This is a genomic window from Streptomyces violascens (assembly GCF_014649955.1).
GTDB lineage: Bacteria > Actinomycetota > Actinomycetes > Streptomycetales > Streptomycetaceae > Streptomyces > Streptomyces violascens.
In genome coordinates, this window is record NZ_BMUA01000001.1 from 356,963 (window position 1) to 374,291 (window position 17,329).

Genomic DNA, 17,329 nt, shown 5'->3' on the forward strand with positions numbered 1-17,329 from the left:
CTCTCCCGATGTCGAGGTGGGCGGGGAGGCCCGTCCTACGGTGACCGGCCTCCCCGGTTCCTACGATTCTGGTGCGCGCCGCGCGGGCCCGCTCCCCGGAACCGCCGGGACGGCTCAGCCCGCGTAGACGTCCTCCACGTACCGGCCCTCGGCGGTGAGCCGGTTCAGCCAGGCCTCGGCGTCCTCGGCCGAGGCGCCCGTGCGCTGGGTGTACAGGTCGCGGAAGGCGCCGCGTACCCCCGGTGCCATGCGGTTGCCGTCGCCGCACACGTACACCCGCGCGCCGGCCTCCAGGAGCGGCCAGAGTTCGTCGGCCTCGGCGGCGATGCGGTGCTGCACGAAGCGGCCGCGGCCCTCGGCGGGGGTGCTGAAGGCGGGTCGCAGCGAGAGGGCTCCGGCCCGTTCGGCGACGCGCAGTTCGTCGGCGTGGAGGAAGTCCGCGTCCGGTGCGTCGCAGCCGAAGTAGAGGACCGCGGGGGCGAGTTGATGGTGCGACAGGCGGTCGGCGACGGCACCGCGGAAGGGGGCGAGGCCCGTTCCCGCGGCGATCATGATGACCGGTTCCGCCGCCTCGGGCGCGATACGGAAGGCCTCGCGGCAGGGCTGGACCCGAGCGAGCACGGTGTCACCGGGCCGCAGCGCGTGCAGATACCCGGAGCCGGTGCCGCCGGGGTTGAGCGCGACCATCAGGTCGGCGTGGCGGGGGTCGCGGGCGGGCGAGGAGGACACCGAGTACTGGCGGGGGCGCAGCGGCGGCAGCAGCTCCAGGAGCGTGGGCCAGTCGAGTGCGCCCTTCAGCGCCGGGTGGTCCTCGATGAGGCCGAGCAGGGGGCGCGGGTCGTCCGCCGCCAGGTGTTCGAGGGCGGCGCGCTCGGGCGGGCAGGGGTTGTGCGCGGCGAGCAGCGCGATCTGGTCGCGGGTGGGCCGTCCTCCCAACTCGACGTAATGGGTGAGGAGTTCGCGTACGGACACCGGGCGGTCGACCGGCAGCGCGGCGGGCGCGGCGCCCGGCGCGTGGATGCCGAGGACCGTGTCGAGGTCGATGCCGAGGGCCTCGGCGGCCCGTTGGACGACGGCCGGGTCATTGGCGGGCAGGACGGTGAGGTGGTCGGCGGTGCGGTAGGTGACACCGTCGGGCAGGGCCAGGCGGACGAAACGCTTGGGCCGGGGGTGACCGGGCACCGTCAGGTCGCGGGCCTCGGTGACGGTCATCTCCGTCAAGCCATGGCGCGCGGCGAGCGCCTCGCGCGGCCCACCGGTGATCTCGGTGACGGTGTACGCGGCCTCGGCGGGCGGCGTGGTGGCGCCGGTGGTCTCCGGGTCCCCGTACCGTTCGAGGAGCGCCACGCGCAAGGACTCAGCGAACTCCCTCACCGTGCCCATGAGTTCACCGGACGCGTCAGCTTCGGCGCGGGGCAGCAGCTGCTCACCGCCGAGGGCTGCGAGGCGGTCGTCGATGAGGGTGGGGATGCGCTGGTAGGTCGCGGCCCAGTTGCGGTCGCCGACGCCGAGCACCGCGTACGGCACGCCGTCGACGGCTCCCGGCCCGGCGTCCTCGATCCAGCGCACGAAGCGGGCCGCGTCGTCGGTCGGCTGTCCGTTGTAGGAGGCGGCGACGATGACGACGGGACGGTCCTTCGGCAGCGCGCCGGCGTGGGCGTCCAGCGGGGCGATCTCGGTGGCGAGGCCGAGCGTGGTGGCTTCGGCGGCCAGGCGCTCGGCGAACTCGCGACAGGTGCCGTAGTTCGTGCCGTGCAGGAGCAGCAGGCCGGTGCCCTGGCGGACCCGGGCGGGCAGTTCGGGCTCGGACCCGGCGGCCTCAAACGTCGCGGCCGAGGACGCGGCGGGGAGTGCGGCCCGGTTCAGGGCCCGGTCGGCGGGGGTGCGCGGGATCAGGGAGAGGGCGAAGCCGTGGGGCTTCAGGGTGAGCGACTCCTTGATCCGCAGCTGGTAGTGCGCGGAGTCCACGAAGCGGTAGCGGTGCACGAGCAGCGCGAGCAGCATCGTCGCCTCGTGGAGCGCGAACTGCCGCCCGATGCAGGCCCGTTCACCGGTTCCGAACGGCTTGTACGCGTGCGGCGAGCGGGCCGCCTCGGCCTCGGGCGTGAACCGCGCCGGGTCGAACAGCTCGGGGTTGTCGCCCCACGCGGGGTCGCGGTGCAGCATCGGTGTGAGCACCGTGACCAGCTCCCCGGCGCGCAGCGGGACGCGCCCGCCGAGCAGCGTGTCCTCGCGGGCCTGCCGGGTGAAGGCGGCCGCCGTCGGCCAGAGCCGCAGCGCCTCGCTGAGCACCTGACGGGTGAAGCGCAGCTTGCCGATGTCCTCGAAGGTGGGGTCGGGATCGGGGTTGTCGCCCCACAGTTCGTCGGCCTCGCGCTGGGCCAGACGCAGCGCGGTCGGGTCCTTGAGCAGGTGGTAGAGGGCGAAGGACAGGGTGCCCGAGGTGGTCTCGTGCCCGGCGATGAGGAAGGTGATGACCTGGTTGCGGATGTTGGCCGCGTCCAGGGTGGTGCCGTCCTCGGGGTGGGCTGCGCCCAGCATCAGGCCGAGCAGGTCGTCGACGGAGGTGTCCCCGCTCTTCGTGCGGGCGGCGATGACCTCGTCGACCACGGAGGCGAGGTAGGCCGAGTCCCGCTCGAACTCCTGGTCCTGCTCGCTGTGGTCGGCGCCCGGGGTGCGGCCGAGCCGCTTCATGCTCCACTCCAGGCAGCGCACCATCGCCTCGACGAAGGGGTGCGGGGTGGCCCGCCCGAACGAGTCGAAGTCGAAGCCGAATCCGGCGAGTCCGATGGTGTCCAGGGTCATCCGCGTCATGTCGTCGGCGACGTCCACCGCCTCACCCCGCGCCGCCCGGCGGTCCCAGCTGTCCATCACGCGGCGCGCGACGCGCAGCATCGCCGGATGGTAGGTCCGCATCGAGCCGAGCGCGAAGGCCGGCATGAGGATGTCGTGCGCCTTGGCCCAGTTCGGCTCGTCGTTGTAAGCGGTGAACAGACCGTCACCGGCGAACTCGCGGACATAGTCAAGGGTCTTCGAGATGCCCTTGGAGAAGCGGGTCTCGTCGGCGAGCTCGGTGACCAGGTCGAGCGAGCTGACGAAGAGGTGCTCGTGCTCGTTGAGGCGACGCCGGAACACCGGCCCGTGCACGCGCGCCAGCTCCATGGCCTGCTGCACGGGCGTCTCGGCGAGACCGCCGCCCGAAATATCCACCAGGGGTACGGCGTCGTCGGCGGGGCGTGCGTCTGCGGGGATCAGGATCATGTCCGTCATGCATCCAGCCTCACCCGCCCGGTGTGCCGCTCCCGGGCGCGCGACTGCATGATTGTGCAGTGGTTTCTCGCGTCCGGCACTTGCGGACGGACCGAAGAGGGGGCGGTGGCACGCGGTATGGCCGACGAGCAGACACCGGTGGAGGACTTGGGGGCGTGGCGCAACCACTTCCTGACCCTGCTCGACCGCATCCCCATGCCGATCGCCGTCTGCTCGATCGACGGCGAGGTGCATGTCGCCAACCCCGCGATGGCCACCGAGTGGGGCACCACCCCGGGAAGGCTGCGCGGGCGCTCGCTGCGCGAGTTGTTCACCCCGCGCTCCGAGGAGCAGATCGACCGGCTTGTCAGAGCCCTGCGCGCGGGCCGTACGTCGCGCTATCCCATCGAGGTGACCTGGCGGGCGGGCAAGGACGGGGCCGAGCGCGAGGGCGAGTTCACCATCGACCCCATCATGGCCATGCCCAACCCGGCCCCCGTGCTGCTCGCGATGCTGTACGTATGGGACGAGCGCCCCGCACCGCCGTCCTCCCCGGGCGGTTCGGTGACCGAGGCGCAGGCCCGCATTCTGGCGCTGGCCGCGTCGGGCGCGACCACGGCCTCCATCGGCAAGGCCCTTGGCCTGACCGTGGACGGCGTCAACTACCACCTGACCCGGCTCTCCCAGCGCTGGCGCGTCCAGGGGCGTACGGCCCTGGTGGCGAAGGCGTACGCGCTGGGCGTCCTGGCTCCCGGCCACTGGCCGCCGGTGCCGGCCGAGGGCCTGATCACGCGGCCCTGAGCCCGGCCTCCGCCGCGACCGCATCCACCAGGAGCCCCAGCCCGCGCGGGTTGGTGTCGAGGAACAGATTGGGCTCGATGAGCTCCAGCTCCATGACCACCGGCTCCCGGTTCTCGTCCAGAGCCAGATCGACCCGGGCGAACAGCGGGGTCTGCGATGACGGTATGGCCGCCAACGCGGCGGAGGCGGTGCGCAGTTCGGCCTCGGTGGGACGGTACGGGGTGAGATCGGGGTGCGGCACCCTGAAGTTGTCCATCACCCCGGGCTCGGTCAGCAGCGGCCCCTTGCGCAGGGCGTGGCTGAACACGCCGCGCACGAAGACCAGTGCGCGTTCCCCTTCCTCCACCAGAGACAGGTACGGCTGGATCAGCACCGCACGGCCCTGGTCGAGCAGCATCCGCGCATGGCGTACGGCAGCCGCGGCCTGCCCGGGCTCGTAGCGTGCGGTGTCGCGGGCGCCCGCGGAGACGGTGGGCTTGACGACGACGTCCGCCGACTGCGCGAAGTCGGCCTCCGCGCACTGGTCGCCGGGTTCGAGGATCCGCGTCGGCACGACGGGAACACCGTGCCCGGCGAGTTCCAGGAGGTAGCGCTTGTCGCTGCTCCAGCGCACCATCGGGGCGGGATTGAGCAGCCGGGTGTGCGCGGACGTGGTGTCGGCCCAGGTGAGGAACTCATCGAGCCGTGTCACATAGTCCCAGGTCGAGCGGATCACCACGAGGTCGAACCCGTCCCACGCCACGGAGTCGGCGTCCCAGGCGACCGCTTCCGCCGCCAGGCCTTCGGCGCGCAGCGCGGCCACGATGAGCGGCAGGTCGACGTCGTACTCGAAGCCGGGCCCACTCGTCACAACCGCGATCCTGGCAGCACTCATGCGCCCCTCCGATGTCTCATGTCCGATGTGCCCGGGCACCCTCGCACACGATGGCTCCGCACCGCCCCTCATTTATCGAGCGGGCCGGCCACCGCCTCTTAAAACCCTCTTACAACTCTTCGTTATCCATGCGCCATGGACATCAGCACGGGGACGTCATCCATCACGCGCCCGGCCCGCCGAAGCGGCCGGCGCACCCTTCTCGTTCTCGCCGTCGCCACCGCTCTGGCGGCCGGCCCGACCCCGGCAGCGACCGCCGGGCCCATCCACTTGGCGGGGGTACGCGTCCACGACGGCCGGGTGGACCTGCCCATGGCCGCAGGCACGGCCACCATCGACCCCGCGACCCTGGCGATCGACGCCCGTACCTACGACGGGCGCACCCTGCGGGTGTCGGACCCGGCCGCCGACGCGCCGGGAAGGCCCACTCATGTGACCTCGTCCGGCAAGGGCGCCCGCTGGTCGTATCCCGGCCGGGGCCTGAGCGCCGAGGCGCACGTCGAGCGCGGCAGGCTCCTGGTCACGATCAGCGCCGACCGCGACGGCACTCTGTCCTGGCCGGTCACGGGCACCGACCAGGCCGCCTCCGCCCTTCAGCTCCCGCGCGGCGAGGGCCTGTCGCTGCCGGTCGCCGACGCGTTCTGGAATTCGCCGCGTGCCCAACTCGTGGGCTCCGAGGAGGACATGGCCTCGCAGCTGACCCTGCCCGTCTGGGGGTACACCCTCGGCGCCGGGCGGGGCGTCAGCTACCTCGCCCCCACCGACATCGGCACGTCACTCGCGTACACCTCGCAGGGCGGGCGGCTGCGCACCACGGCCAAGCACGACTTCTCCGGCGGCAACTCGACCCGCGAGTACACCGTCGCCTTCAGCCTCACCGACGGCTCCCCGGTCGCGCCCGCGGTCGACTACCGGCACTGGCTCGCCGAACACGGCGAGCTCGGCAGCCTCGGCGAGAAGATCCGCGAGAACCCGGAGACGGGCAAGCTCCTCGGCGCGTTCCACGCCTATGCCTGGGGCGGCAGCCGCAAGGCGGCGGGCATCGACAAGCTCAACTCCCTCGGCATCAGCCGTCTTTGGCTCGGATACGACGCCGACGACTCGCCCATGACGGCGGCGGACGTCACCGCGGCACAGAAGGCCGGCTATCTGGTCGGGCCGTACGACTCGTTCGCCAACGGGCGCGACAAGGGCCCCGACACTCCCCCGAACTCGGTGTGGCCCGACAACGTCTACCCGTCCTTCTGCGTGCGGCGGGCCGACGGCACGCCCCAGCCCGGCTTCCACAAGCAGGGCTGCTACCTCAGCTCTCAGGCCTTCGAGCAGGCCGAGCCGCTGCGGCACTACCTGACGGACCGCACGCGCTCGCTGGTGGCGAACGGCGCGGCCAGCTACTTCCTGGACGTGGACGCGGCGGGCGAGCTCTTCCGCGACCACGACGCCGCGCACCCGATGACCATGGCCCAGGACCGGGCCAACCGCCTCGCCCGGATGCGTCGTCTGACCGACGGCAGTGCGCGGCAGAACCCGCTCGTGCTCGGCTCCGAGTCCGCCGGGTCCTGGGCCAACCAGGTCCTCGCCTTCGACCACGGTTCGGGCACCCCGGTCGACGGCCGCCTGTGGCCGATGGAGACGGGCCACTTCGACAGCACGCCGGACCAGCCCAAGGACGACACGGCGTGGGGCGGCTACACGCCCGCGCCGGCCCCCGACACGTTCTTCAAGCCGGTCCGGGTGGCCGACTTCAAGCCCGAGCACCGGGCCGCGGTGGCCGACGCCCTCAAGGCGATGTACGACCCGGCCTACCGCGTGCCGTTGTACGAGACCGCGCTGCACGGCTCGCTGGTCAACGTGGAGCGCTGGGAACTGCCCTTCGGCAAGCTTCCCGACCAGAAGACGACGCGGGCGCTGCTCGCGATGCTCTACAACACCCCGCTGAACTTCGTACTCGGCGACAAGGACAAGCACCATGACCAGAACCTGCGCGAACTGGCCGCGCTCCAGAAGTACTTCGCACCGCTCCACCAGGCGGCGGGGACACAGGAGTTGACGTCCTTCGACCGGCTGACCGCGGACCACACCGTGCAGCGGACCGTGTTCGGCGACGGCACGCTCACCGTCACGGCCAACTTCGGCACCACCGCCCACGAAGGGCTCCCGGGCGGCTGCGTGGACGCGACCCTCAAGGGCGGCGAGCCGCAGCGGCTGTGCCCGGCGAAGGTGGTGTCGTAGCACTCTGCGCGTACTCCCTCGCCGCCCTGGCCGAAAGGGCGCTCTGGCCGATCCCGCCACGCGGCGACAGGATGCCTCGCCCGAGCCGGAAACCGTACCGGTGTGGCCGATGGGAGAGGACGGGCATGGAATCGAGACGAAGACTGAGCCGGCGCAGCGTGTTACGGACGGGGCTCGGCGCCGGAGGACTGGCAGTGGCGTCACAGCTGCTGCCCTTCCTTCCCGGCGGCGGCCCCCGCCCGGCCTGGGCCGGGGAAGCGGAAGCCGGGAGAGTGGCCGGGGCCGCCTTCCCCGACTGGGCCAGATACGCCCGGCTCGCGGACGGCACCTTCGACGACGACGCCGATCCCCAGCGCGACATGCTGCCCGTCATCAGCGCGCTCAAGGCGCAGAACGTGAGCGTGATCGAGCTCGACACGGTCCTGTCGAACTGGCTGACCGACCAGCAGTTCACCGAGCACATGGCGAAGGTGAAGAGCTTCGCGGACCTCGCTCACAAAGCCGGGATGCGCGTGGTCATGTACTACCCCTCACTCGAACTCATCAGCCCGGGCGGCGAGAAGGGGCCCTCCTTCTACAAGAACGGCAACGGCAAGGACTGGGTGCAGCGGGGGCTCGACGGCCGGCCCAACGTGTTCTACGGCGGTCTGGTCGTCTGGGTGGACCCGGGTGACGAGAGCTGCTGGCTGAGCCCCAACTCTCCTTGGCGCGACTACTACTTGACGCGGATCCGGGGCCTCGCGGCGACGGGCGTCGACGCCATCTGGCCGGACGTTCCCATCTACTTCGACGGCGCGATGAGCTGGTGCGACGCGTCCTCCTGGGCGGCTGCCGCCTTCAAGGCGGACACCGGCCTCGAACTGCCCCGCACGGCCGACTTCGGCAATCCGGGTTTTCGCCGCTACGTCGAGTGGCGCCACCGCAACCTGTCCCAGTTCCAGCTGGACATCGCCGCGGCGGGCCGCTCCGTCAATCCCGACCTGGTCACCTTCGTCGAGACGGTGACGATGGACTACCAGTACGCGTCCCTCATCGGCCTGGACGGCGCGCAGCTGCGCCGGGCGGAGGGCGTCAGCCAGGTGTGGGAGGTGGACGTCCTCGGCAACTACGACGGGATGCGCCATGCCACAGCGAGCGACTGGACCTGCCTCGTCTCGATGTACAAGTACGCGCGGGCCGCCAGCGGCACCAAGCCCGCCTGGGCGTTCTCGTACGGCTGGAAGGCGGACGACGCCTCGCTGGTGATGGCCGAGCTGCTCGCGGCGGGCTGCAACCCGTACGAGGTGAAGAGCCCGTTCAAGGACCGGAGTACCGACACCGCGATGCGCAAGCGGATGTTCGGGTTCGTCGCGGCGCATCAGGAGCGGCTGTTCGACGCGGTCTCCGGGGCGACGGTCGGTGTGTACCACTCCTCCGCGAGCCGCGACTTCGTGAGTCCCGTGCAAGGCAGCGGCATGTACGTCAACACCAAGCCGCCCGCCGGGGTCACGGACTGGTGGAGCTTCGAGAGCTCCGAGGAGAGCTGCACCCAGCAGAAGTGGCTGGGGGAATTCCGGGGCACGGTCAAGGCGCTGGTGTACGCGCACATTCCGTTCAACACCGTGCCGAGCCCGGACCTCGACAGCGCCGACCTTGCCGGATACCGCGTCCTGTATCTCCCCCATCTGCAGGCGGTCTCGGACGCCGAGGCCGATGTCCTTCGGTCGTTCGTGGTCGACGGCGGCACGGTCGTGGTCACCGGCCCCGCGCCCACCGGCCTCGACGCGTTCGGCGCCGCCAGGACCGAGTACGCGCTCGCCGACGTGCTGGGCTTCCGCAGGTCCGACCCGCAGCCGGCCACCAGCCGCCATGCGTTCGGGGCGGGCACGTGCTGGTACTTCAAGGACCTGCTCGGCCTCACCTATCTGTCGCGCACGGACGGGCCGAGCGCCGACCGGCTGCTCGAACCCGTCCGTACGGCCGCGCCGCCCGCCGTCTCGCTCACCGGTGACCCCCGGATCCACCTGGAGCTGAGCCACCTCGGCGACGACACCATCGTCCAGCTGGTCAACTTCACCGCCTTCGGCGAGAGCCCGGCCGCGTTCAAGACCACCCCGGCCGCCTGCACCGTCTCGCTGACGGTCCCGGCGGGCCGGCAGGTGACGGCCGCCGCGGTCAGCTCGCCGGACGGTTCCTCGCCCGCGCCGGTGCCGGTCCCGTGGAAGGTCGGCGGCACCACGGCGGTAGTGGATCTGACGGTGATTCAGTACTCGCTGCTCACCGTCACCATGACCTGAGGGTTCGTCAGGGGCAATCGCGGCCGTCCGTGTGACCGCACGGCCTGTGCGTGGACAATCCGTTGCCTTCGCGGTATCGAATGCGGGGTGTGACGAAGAAACTGAGCGGGCGGACCCGCATCTCACTCGGAGCCCTGTGCGGTCTCCTCGCGGGCTATGCGGCGCTGGCGGTGGCCGAGTTGGTGTCGGCCGCCGTCCGCCCGGAAGCCGGGCCGGTGACCGCGGTCGGCGGGGCGGCCATCGACCGTACGCCCGTGACGCTGAAGGACTGGGCGATCCGTCACTTCGGGACGCACGACAAGCTCGTCCTCCAGATCGGCATCCTCGCCGTGCTGGCGGTCCTGGCCCTGCTCCTCGGGGTGCTCGCCCTGCGCCACCGGCGGGCCGGGGCCGGTGGGGTCCTGGCCTTCGGGGTCGTCGGGGCGCTGGCCGCGACCGCGCGCCCCGACTCGCACAGCGCCATGGACGCGCTGCCGTCCGTGCTCGGCGCGGTCGCGGGCGCGGTGCTTCTGTACTGGCTCGTCGGACGCCTGCCCGGCGTACGGCCGAGCACGCGGAGGGTGGCCGGCGGCGGGGGCTGGGACCGGCGCGCGTTCATGCTCGCGGCGACTGCGGCGGCGGCCGCCTCCACCGCCGCCGGGCTGCTCGGCCGCGTACTGAACTCGACCAGTGAGCGCGCGGACGCCTCCCGCGCCAAGGTCGTCCTGCCCCGCCCGGCCTCGCCCGCGGCCCCCGTACCGAAGGCCGCGTACCTCCAACTCCCGGGCCTGAGCCCGCTGTTCACCCCGAACTCGGACTTCTACCGCGTCGACACGGCCCTCGTCGTGCCGAAGGTGGACGCCACCACCTGGCGGCTGAAGATCCACGGCCAGGGTGTCACCGCCCCTCGCACGGTCACCTTCGACGACCTCGTCCAGGGCCGGGCGGGCGAGCTGATCGAGCGGGACATCACCCTTGCGTGTGTGTCCAACGAGGTCGGCGGACCGTATGTGGGCAACGCCCGCTGGATCGGCGTACGCCTCGCCGATCTCCTGAAGGAGTGCGGTGTGCGCCCGCCCTCGCGCGGCGGCCCCGCCGACCAGCTGGTGGCCCGGTCGGTGGACGGGGTGACGATCGGCAGCCCGGTCGAGGCGGTGCTCGACGGCCGGGACGCGATGCTCGCCATCGGCATGAACGGCCGGCCCCTGCCCTTCGCCCACGGATTTCCGGTCCGCATGGTGGTGCCCGGCCTGTACGGCTACGTCTCGGCGTGCAAGTGGATCGAGGACATCGAGCTGACCACGTTCGCCGCGTACGACGCGTACTGGGTGCAGCGGTCCTGGTCGCAGCAGGCCCCGGTCAAGACGCAGTCCCGCATCGACACCCCCAGGACGCCCGCCCGGCTCAAGCGGGGCACGGTCATGGTCGCGGGGGTGGCGTGGGCGCAGCACCGGGGCATCGAGCGCGTCGAGGTGCGTATCGACGACGGGCCCTGGCGGCGGGCGGACCTGGCGGCCGAGGACAGTGTCGACACCTGGCGCCTGTGGTCCTACCCCTGGCAGGCGACCCCCGGCAGCCACACCCTGACCGTGCGCGCCACCGACGGGACGGGCGCGACCCAGACCGAGGAGCGCACCCCGACCGTCCCCAATGGGGCGACGGGCCGGCACTCGGTCGAGGTCACCGTCGCATGAGCCGATGGCGCTCACGCGCGACGCGTCGGCTCAGCGGTGCGCGTACCGGTTCAGGAAGGTCCCCCAGTCCGCCTCCAGTTTCCATTGCAGCGATGCCTTGGGGCTGGCGGCGAGGAAGGTGCGGCAACCGGCGCTCGGCAGCCGGTGCGCGTCAGGGGTGTCGTTGCGGCACGGCTTGGCGAACGTGCCGTAGCTGTCCTGCTCCTTCCACAGGTTCGGGCCCTCGATGAAGGCGTGGTCCAGCGAGGCGCGGGCGAGCTTGCGCAGCTGCGCGACGGTCAACCGCTGGTCGGTGACGGCCTGTTGGAACACGGCGGTCAGGTCGCTGCGGCTGACGCCGGGGTCGTCGGTGGCGAGGGCTACCGGGACGCCCGCGTCGAGATAGCTGCGCAGCGGGTGCCGGTCGCCGCTGACGCGGAGGATCTGGGCGTTGCTGATGAGGGGCGCCTCGACGAGGACGTGCTGCTTCCGCATCCGCGCGGCCAGCGCTGCCGGGTCCCTCTCCTGCGCGAAGTCGACGCCGTGGCCGATCCGGTCGGCACCGGCCACGGCGACGGCCTCGTTGATGTGGAAGGTCAGGTCGCGTCCGCCGACCCCGCCCAGGCCCTTGACGAGTTCACCCGCGTGCAGGCTCACCCGCACCTCGGGGGCGCGGGACTTGAGGAAGCCGACCATCTTCATGTGCAGGGTGTAGTCCCGCAGCGCGACGGGCGCGTCCTCCGGCTGCACCATGTTCACGCCGACGAGCCCGCCGAGGTGCCCGCGTACGAGCTCGAAGCCGAGGATCTGCTGGGCGAAGACGTAGCGGGGGTCCATGGCGCGCAGGACCTGGTAGTCGAAGCGGATCGCGACCCGGCAGGCCTCGGGGGCGGACGGGGTGTCGCAGCCGAGCTGCTTGCGGTAGTCGCGGACGCTGCGGTCGGTGTCGTCGGCCGCCTGCCGGACCAGGGCCTGGAACTGCGGGTTCGCGGTCAGGGTGGCGTGGAATCGCGCGAAGTCGGCGGGTCCTGGATCCTTCGGCAGGATGCGGTCGACGAGCTGGTCGAGCGGTCCCGCCTCGGGAGTGGTGAGGGTCTCCAGATAGCTGCTGTGTTCCTTGGCCGCGGCCCGGGCGACCTCGGCGAGCATGTCCGCATCATGACCGGTTTCGGCCTCGTCGAACTTGCCGAACGTGTCGAAGAAGTGGTCGTGACCGGGCTGCGGGTCACCGTCGGGCGGCAGGACGAAGCCCTGCATCGACCACGCCTCGATCACCCGCTGCCGGAACGCGCCCGGAGCCACGGCGTCCCGTGCCGGGCGCTGTCCGGTCGCACACGGCAGGGGTCCCGCAGTCGCAACGTACGTCGTGGTGTCGATGCACTTGCCGTCCCGTGCCGCGTACCCGATCAGCGACTCCGGGCGCACCGCGCCGCCCAGGTGGTGGTGCAGATCCGCGCCCTTGGGCAGCTCCGTCATGAAGCGCCCGAGCTCGCCCGGGGAGTCGACTATTCGCGCCAAGTACACCTGGACTCGGGCCTGTTCACGTCCGTCCGGATCGGGTGGGGCGGCGGCCGCGGGCAGCACCCCCGCGGCCACACCCAGTGCCGTGAGCCCGGCGAGCACCGGCCACCGGGTTCCGTGCCTCGTGCGCATGTTGCGTTCCTCTCGTCGTACCTGGCGCTCCGCGCCGCATCCATCGGCACCTGCCCAAGTCCCTCCCCGCCCAAGAGTCCCAGCACTCCCCGGCCCACCCACCCGAACCGGTCAGGACTGTGGCACCTGCGGAAGGACCAGGCGCCAGAAGGTGCTCAGGAGCGGGGGCGACGCCCATGCGGGGTCGCGGCGGGAGAGCAACTCGATGCCCGTGGTGGCGGCGAAGATCAGGTCCGCCATGTCGTTCCGCTCGACGGGCTCGTTCCGGAACTCCTGGTCGGACGCCTCCGCGAGCACGCTCCGCACGAAGTCCTGCCATTCGCGGCGCAGATCGAGGCCGCCTTCCCGCACTCCGTCACCGCTCAGCTTCAAGCCGGCCCGGGACACGACGTCACGGCGGAGCTGGTCGGCGAGCGCGTACGAAGTACCGGTGAGCCGCTGCAGAGCGCTCATGCCGGGTTGTTGCGCCTTCTCGGCGGCCCGGCGCAGCCGTACCGCCGCCGCCATCTCCACGCTGGTCGCGACCTCGGCCTTGCTCGTGAAGTGGAAGTGGAGTGCTCCCACACTGACACCGGCGGCGGCGCTGATCTCCATGAGTGTCGCCTGTACGTATCCGCGCCGCTCGAAGGCTTCGGCCGCGGAGTGGATGAGTGCGTGGCGGGTGCGTACGGCACGGTCTTGTTTGGCCACCGGTGGCTCCTGGTGCAGGGGTTGATCGGCGTGCGGAAGTGTGGGGGGCTAGGGGGTGTCCGATGGGTCAGGGTCGGGTAGGTCGTGGCGTCTGGTGCGGTGCATCGCAAGGCGCCGGAGCGTCCCGATAGCGGAGCTCTCGGGGCGTTTCGGCAACGCGGCGAGGTGCCGTGCCAGGCGTCGCGACCCCGGCCATGACCCATCGGACACCCCCTAGGGCTCGATGAGTCCCGTTCTGATCGCGTACCGGGTCAGTTCGAGGCGGTCGCGGAGGCCCAGTTTCTGCAGAAGGTTGGCGCGATGGCGCTCCACGGTCTTGCTGCTGATGACGAGGAGATCGCCAATGTCCTTCGACGAGTACCCCTCGGCCACGAGCTTGAGGATCTCCTCCTCCCGCTCCGTGATCGCCCGGTCGGGCAGCGGCCTTCCCTGGCGCAGGCGTTCCAGGTACTCGCGGATCAGCGTGTTCTCGGCCCCGGGGTACAGGAACGGCTCGTTGCGCATGGCGGCCCGGCAGGCAAGGACGAGGTCGCGGTCGGCGACCGTCTTGAGGACGTATCCGCAGGCCCCGGCCTTGAGGGCTTCGAAGAAGTACTGCTCGTTGTGATACATCGTCAGAATCAGGATGCGCAGATCCGGCTGGAGCCGGGACAGTTCGCGGGCGGCCTGGAGCCCGGTTCGGCGGGGCATCGCGATGTCGAGGATGGCGAGGTCGACGGGCGTCTCGCGGGCCAGGGAGACGGCTTCGGCTCCGTTGTCGGCCTCGGCGACGACGGTGAGGTCCGGCTCGCTGTCGAGGATGAGCCGTACACCGCGGCGCACAAGGGCGTGGTCGTCGGCGAGCAGGATGCGGGTCGGGTCCGATGTCGTCATGCGGTGCTCCCTGCCGTGATGGCGATGGCCAGGCGGACCTCGGTGCCGCCGTACGGTCCGGCGCCGAACGACAGCTCCGCGCCCGTCAGGAGCGCGCGTTCGCGCATGCCGCGCATACCGTTGCCCTCCGGGGCCCCGCCGGTGCCCTTGCCGTTGTCCCTGATGAGCAGCTCGACGACCCCGGCAGCGCTGCTGCGCAGCCGTATCTCGGCCTGGGTCGCCGCCGAGTGGCGTGCCATGTTGGTCAGGGCCTCCTGGGCGATCCGGTAGAGGACGAGCTCGCTCTCGGGGTCCAGGGGTGGCAGGCCCCGGTCGATGCGGTGGCGTACGGCGAGTCCGGGGACGGTGAACTCGGCGGCCAGGGCGCGCAGAGCGCTGGCGAGGCCGAGCTCTTCGAGCAGGCCGGGGCGCAGGCGCCGCGCGATGCGGCGGATCTCGTCCAGGCTGCCGCGGGTGGTCTCCTGCGCGAGACGGAGTTCCTCGCCGAGGGCGGCCGGCGCCCGGTCGGCCGCGTGCTTCAGCTGGAGCAGTACGGCGGTGAGGGTCTGGCCGACCTCGTCGTGCAACTCCCTTGCCACGCGCTGCCGTTCGGCCTCCTGGGCACTCAGGATGCGGGCGCTGCTGGCGGCACGCTCGGATTCGAGGCGGTCGAGCATGGAGTTGAACGTCCGTGTCAGATCGGCGACTTCCCCGGCTCCGACGACGTCCGGGCGCGCCTCGCGGCGGATCAGATCGGCCGTCGTCATGGCCTGCGAAAGCCGTTTCAGAGGGGCGAGCCCGAAGAAGCGGACGAGCAGTGCGTTGATCACCAGCATCACGGCGGCCCCGGACACCACCACCTCGGCCTCACCGAGCCGCACGTGCTTGGACACGGTCACATACGGCCCGAGAAGCAGTGCCATGGCCACGACGACCACGGCGGCGTTCAGCAGAAAGATGCGCCAGAACAGCGACAACGCCGGTCCTCTCATTGCTCCGTGAACCGTCTGCCTCCGTGGGATCCGGGCACAATACCGCCTGGCTGGGGTGAACATGCTGGTCAGGGAAGTCTCCGCAATCGGTATGGGTCACGTCCATACATGCTGACACCCATTTCTCCGCTCGTTTCAGCGTGGGGTCGGGACCAAAGTCCCTATGCGGAACGGCTGTCAGTGGATTGCATGGCGTACCAAGGAAGTTGGCCTGTTTCACCCCGCACGGAACGAAGGGCTCCCCCGCTGATGAGTCATGTATCCAGACGGCGTCTGCTCACGCTGGCTCCAGCCGTCGGAGTGGCAACCGCCATTCCCGTATCGCTCACGGCGGCTCATGCCGCACCTCGTCAAGGCAGCGCGAAAACATCGGCCCGGCCCCTCCAGGAGATTACGGACGCATGGGGTCGGTGGATGGCCCGCGAGCGGTTCCCGGCGTCGAACGGATGCCGCTTCACCGCGTCCACCGATTATGCGAAGCAGAGCTTCCTCAACGACTACCACCGGCATCAGGTCGGCGCGAAATACCGGGACATCATCTACGACGCGAATGCGCCATCTCCCGTTCCGGGACAGGTCAGTTCAGTGGCCACCAACTACCGCAACGGAACCGCGGTGGAGCAGACCGTCACCTACAAGCAGAGCAAGACGACCGAGCAGGACCTGCGGATCTCGGTCACCCAATCGCTGAAGATCGGCGTGACCGTGGAGGTGTCGGCGGAGATTCCGGCGGTCGCCAAGGTCAGCGAGACCACGTCGATCGAGGCGAGCCTGTCCTCGACGCAGGAGTTCACGCACAAGGAGACGCAGACCTGGAGCGTCGATCTCCCGCTGCGGATACCGCCCAAGTCGGTGGTCGAGGCGACGCTGGTGGTCGGCACGCAGAAATACGACATCGACTGGACGGCCACGGTCACGCTGCGGGGGAACGTCGCGATCTGGTTCAACGAGAAGGTCGACCTCAACCAGGACGGGGATCGCCACTGGCTGTGGTTCGTGCCGATCGAGCAGGTGTTCCGGGACTGCCGGCAGCACCAGATCACCGACACACCGGGATACGAGATCATCGCGGACGGCGTGAACGCTTTCGCCAGTGGCACGTTCAGCGGCGGGCAGGGTGTCTCGCTGAACGTGAATGCCGACCAGAAACCCCTCGACGGCAGTCGGCGCGGCAGCGTGGATTCACGCACGATCCCGATCCCGCTCGCCCCGAACGGAAACCGAGCAGCGGTCTCCGGTCATTGAGCGACCACCGCGCCGGACTTGGCGACACCATCCACCCGCGGGGCAACTCAATGAGGTGAGTTCACTAGGGTGAGTCCGATACCGGGAAAGGGGCGGACTCGTGGCAGAGGTGCGCGTACTGGCGGTGGATTTCGTCGGTACTCTGGCGGGCCACGGCCCGTCCCCGGACGGTCGGTTGATCGCGAAAGTGCTGGGCGACTTGCCGGGGACGGTGATCCCGGACGACTTCCCCACCCGATTCGACGCCGTGGCCCATCGCTTCAGGGAGTCCGACCACGCCCTGGGCGTACGCAGCACATTTGCGACCCGCCTGCGCCGCGCCGCCCAGGACTGCGGCGCAGGCATCCCGGATCTGCGGCTCGCGATGGACGCGGTGTTCACGGCGCTGCCGGACGCAAGGATCGACGCCGTGGCGGCGTCGGCGCTGCGGAACCTGCACGCGACCGGGCTGAGGTGCGTTCTTGCCTCGAATACGGACCGCCCCGAGCGGGTCCGCCTCCAGACCCTGCGGGACTCCGAAATCGCGGACTGCTTCGACGCCCTGGTGCTTTCCGGCACGCTGGGCATCCGCAAGCCGGACCCGCGCTTCTACGCGGCGGTGACCGAGGCGGCGGCCTGCCCGCCCGAGAACATCCTGTTCGTGGGAGACAACCCGCAAAACGATGCGGTGGGGCCACATACCTACGGGATGCCGGCGGTGCTTGTCCGGTCGGGGCCACGGCCGGCCGGTCTGCCTTCAGAGATCGCCACGATCAGCCACCTGAAGGATCTGGCTGCTCACCTCAACGACCGTAGAGCAAAACCGAGTTGAAA

At 70.8% G+C, this 17,329-nt stretch carries 12 protein-coding genes; 6 read left to right on the top strand and 6 right to left on the bottom strand.

Going from position 1 to position 17,329, the window contains the following annotated elements:
- Positions 1-114 precede the first annotated feature (114 nt).
- Positions 115-3,270 (bottom strand): cytochrome P450, encoded by a 3,156-nt coding sequence (locus tag IE206_RS01695; protein ID WP_189959881.1) that lies wholly within the window; start codon positions 3,268-3,270, stop codon positions 115-117.
- Between the two features lie 105 nt (positions 3,271-3,375).
- On the opposite strand from IE206_RS01695, the gene IE206_RS01700 reads away from it, so the two are divergent.
- On the top strand, positions 3,376-4,050 hold the full coding sequence (locus tag IE206_RS01700) for a PAS domain-containing protein (protein ID WP_308433902.1): 675 nt from the start codon (positions 3,376-3,378) through the stop codon (positions 4,048-4,050).
- On the opposite strand, the gene IE206_RS01705 is transcribed toward IE206_RS01700, so the two are convergent.
- Positions 4,037-4,924 (bottom strand): ATP-grasp domain-containing protein, encoded by an 888-nt coding sequence (locus IE206_RS01705; protein ID WP_189959883.1) that lies wholly within the window; start codon positions 4,922-4,924, stop codon positions 4,037-4,039. The two genes, IE206_RS01700 and IE206_RS01705, sit on opposite strands and share 14 nt — an antisense overlap.
- Before the next feature lie 135 nt (positions 4,925-5,059).
- Between IE206_RS01705 and IE206_RS01710 the strand changes: the two genes are divergently transcribed.
- The 3 genes from IE206_RS01710 (at position 5,060) to IE206_RS01720 (ending at position 11,105) form a co-directional block, all read left to right on the top strand.
- The gene (locus IE206_RS01710; RefSeq protein WP_189959885.1) at positions 5,060-7,156 is read left to right on the top strand and encodes a glycoside hydrolase; all 2,097 of its coding nucleotides are present in this window, start codon (positions 5,060-5,062) and stop codon (positions 7,154-7,156) included.
- A 194-nt stretch (positions 7,157-7,350) separates the two neighbouring features.
- Positions 7,351-9,432 carry a hypothetical protein gene (locus IE206_RS01715; protein WP_226598632.1) on the top strand — a complete coding sequence of 694 codons (2,082 nt, stop codon included), beginning with the start codon at positions 7,351-7,353 and terminating at the stop codon, positions 9,430-9,432.
- A gap of 80 nt (positions 9,433-9,512) precedes the next feature.
- Positions 9,513-11,105: a molybdopterin-dependent oxidoreductase gene (locus IE206_RS01720; protein WP_189959889.1), complete on the top strand. Its 1,593-nt coding sequence runs from the start codon at positions 9,513-9,515 to the stop codon at positions 11,103-11,105.
- Positions 11,106-11,135: 30 nt separating this feature from the next.
- Here the strand turns inward: IE206_RS01720 and IE206_RS01725 are convergent, their stop codons facing one another.
- The 4 genes from IE206_RS01725 to IE206_RS01740 all read right to left on the bottom strand — a co-directional run bounded on the left by IE206_RS01725 (position 11,136) and on the right by IE206_RS01740 (position 15,256).
- Positions 11,136-12,737 (bottom strand): amidohydrolase family protein, encoded by a 1,602-nt coding sequence (locus IE206_RS01725; RefSeq protein WP_189959891.1) that lies wholly within the window; start codon positions 12,735-12,737, stop codon positions 11,136-11,138.
- Between the two features lie 111 nt (positions 12,738-12,848).
- The gene (locus IE206_RS01730; protein ID WP_189959893.1) at positions 12,849-13,427 is read right to left on the bottom strand and encodes a ScbR family autoregulator-binding transcription factor; all 579 of its coding nucleotides are present in this window, start codon (positions 13,425-13,427) and stop codon (positions 12,849-12,851) included.
- Positions 13,428-13,640: 213 nt separating this feature from the next.
- Complete coding sequence (locus tag IE206_RS01735) at positions 13,641-14,300, bottom strand: response regulator (RefSeq protein ID WP_189959895.1); 660 nt, start codon at positions 14,298-14,300, stop codon at positions 13,641-13,643.
- Entirely contained in the window at positions 14,297-15,256 is a 960-nt protein-coding gene (locus tag IE206_RS01740) for a HAMP domain-containing sensor histidine kinase (protein ID WP_189960728.1), read from the bottom strand. The genes IE206_RS01735 and IE206_RS01740 overlap by 4 nt, the downstream gene beginning before the upstream one ends.
- 429 nt (positions 15,257-15,685) lie before the next feature.
- On the opposite strand from IE206_RS01740, the gene IE206_RS01745 reads away from it, so the two are divergent.
- Positions 15,686-16,516, top strand: a complete 831-nt coding sequence (locus IE206_RS01745) for an ETX/MTX2 family pore-forming toxin (protein ID WP_229853164.1) — start codon at positions 15,686-15,688, stop codon at positions 16,514-16,516.
- Positions 16,517-16,616: 100 nt separating this feature from the next.
- Entirely contained in the window at positions 16,617-17,327 is a 711-nt protein-coding gene (locus IE206_RS01750; protein ID WP_189959897.1) for an HAD family hydrolase, read from the top strand.
- The last annotated feature ends 2 nt before the right edge of the window (positions 17,328-17,329 follow it).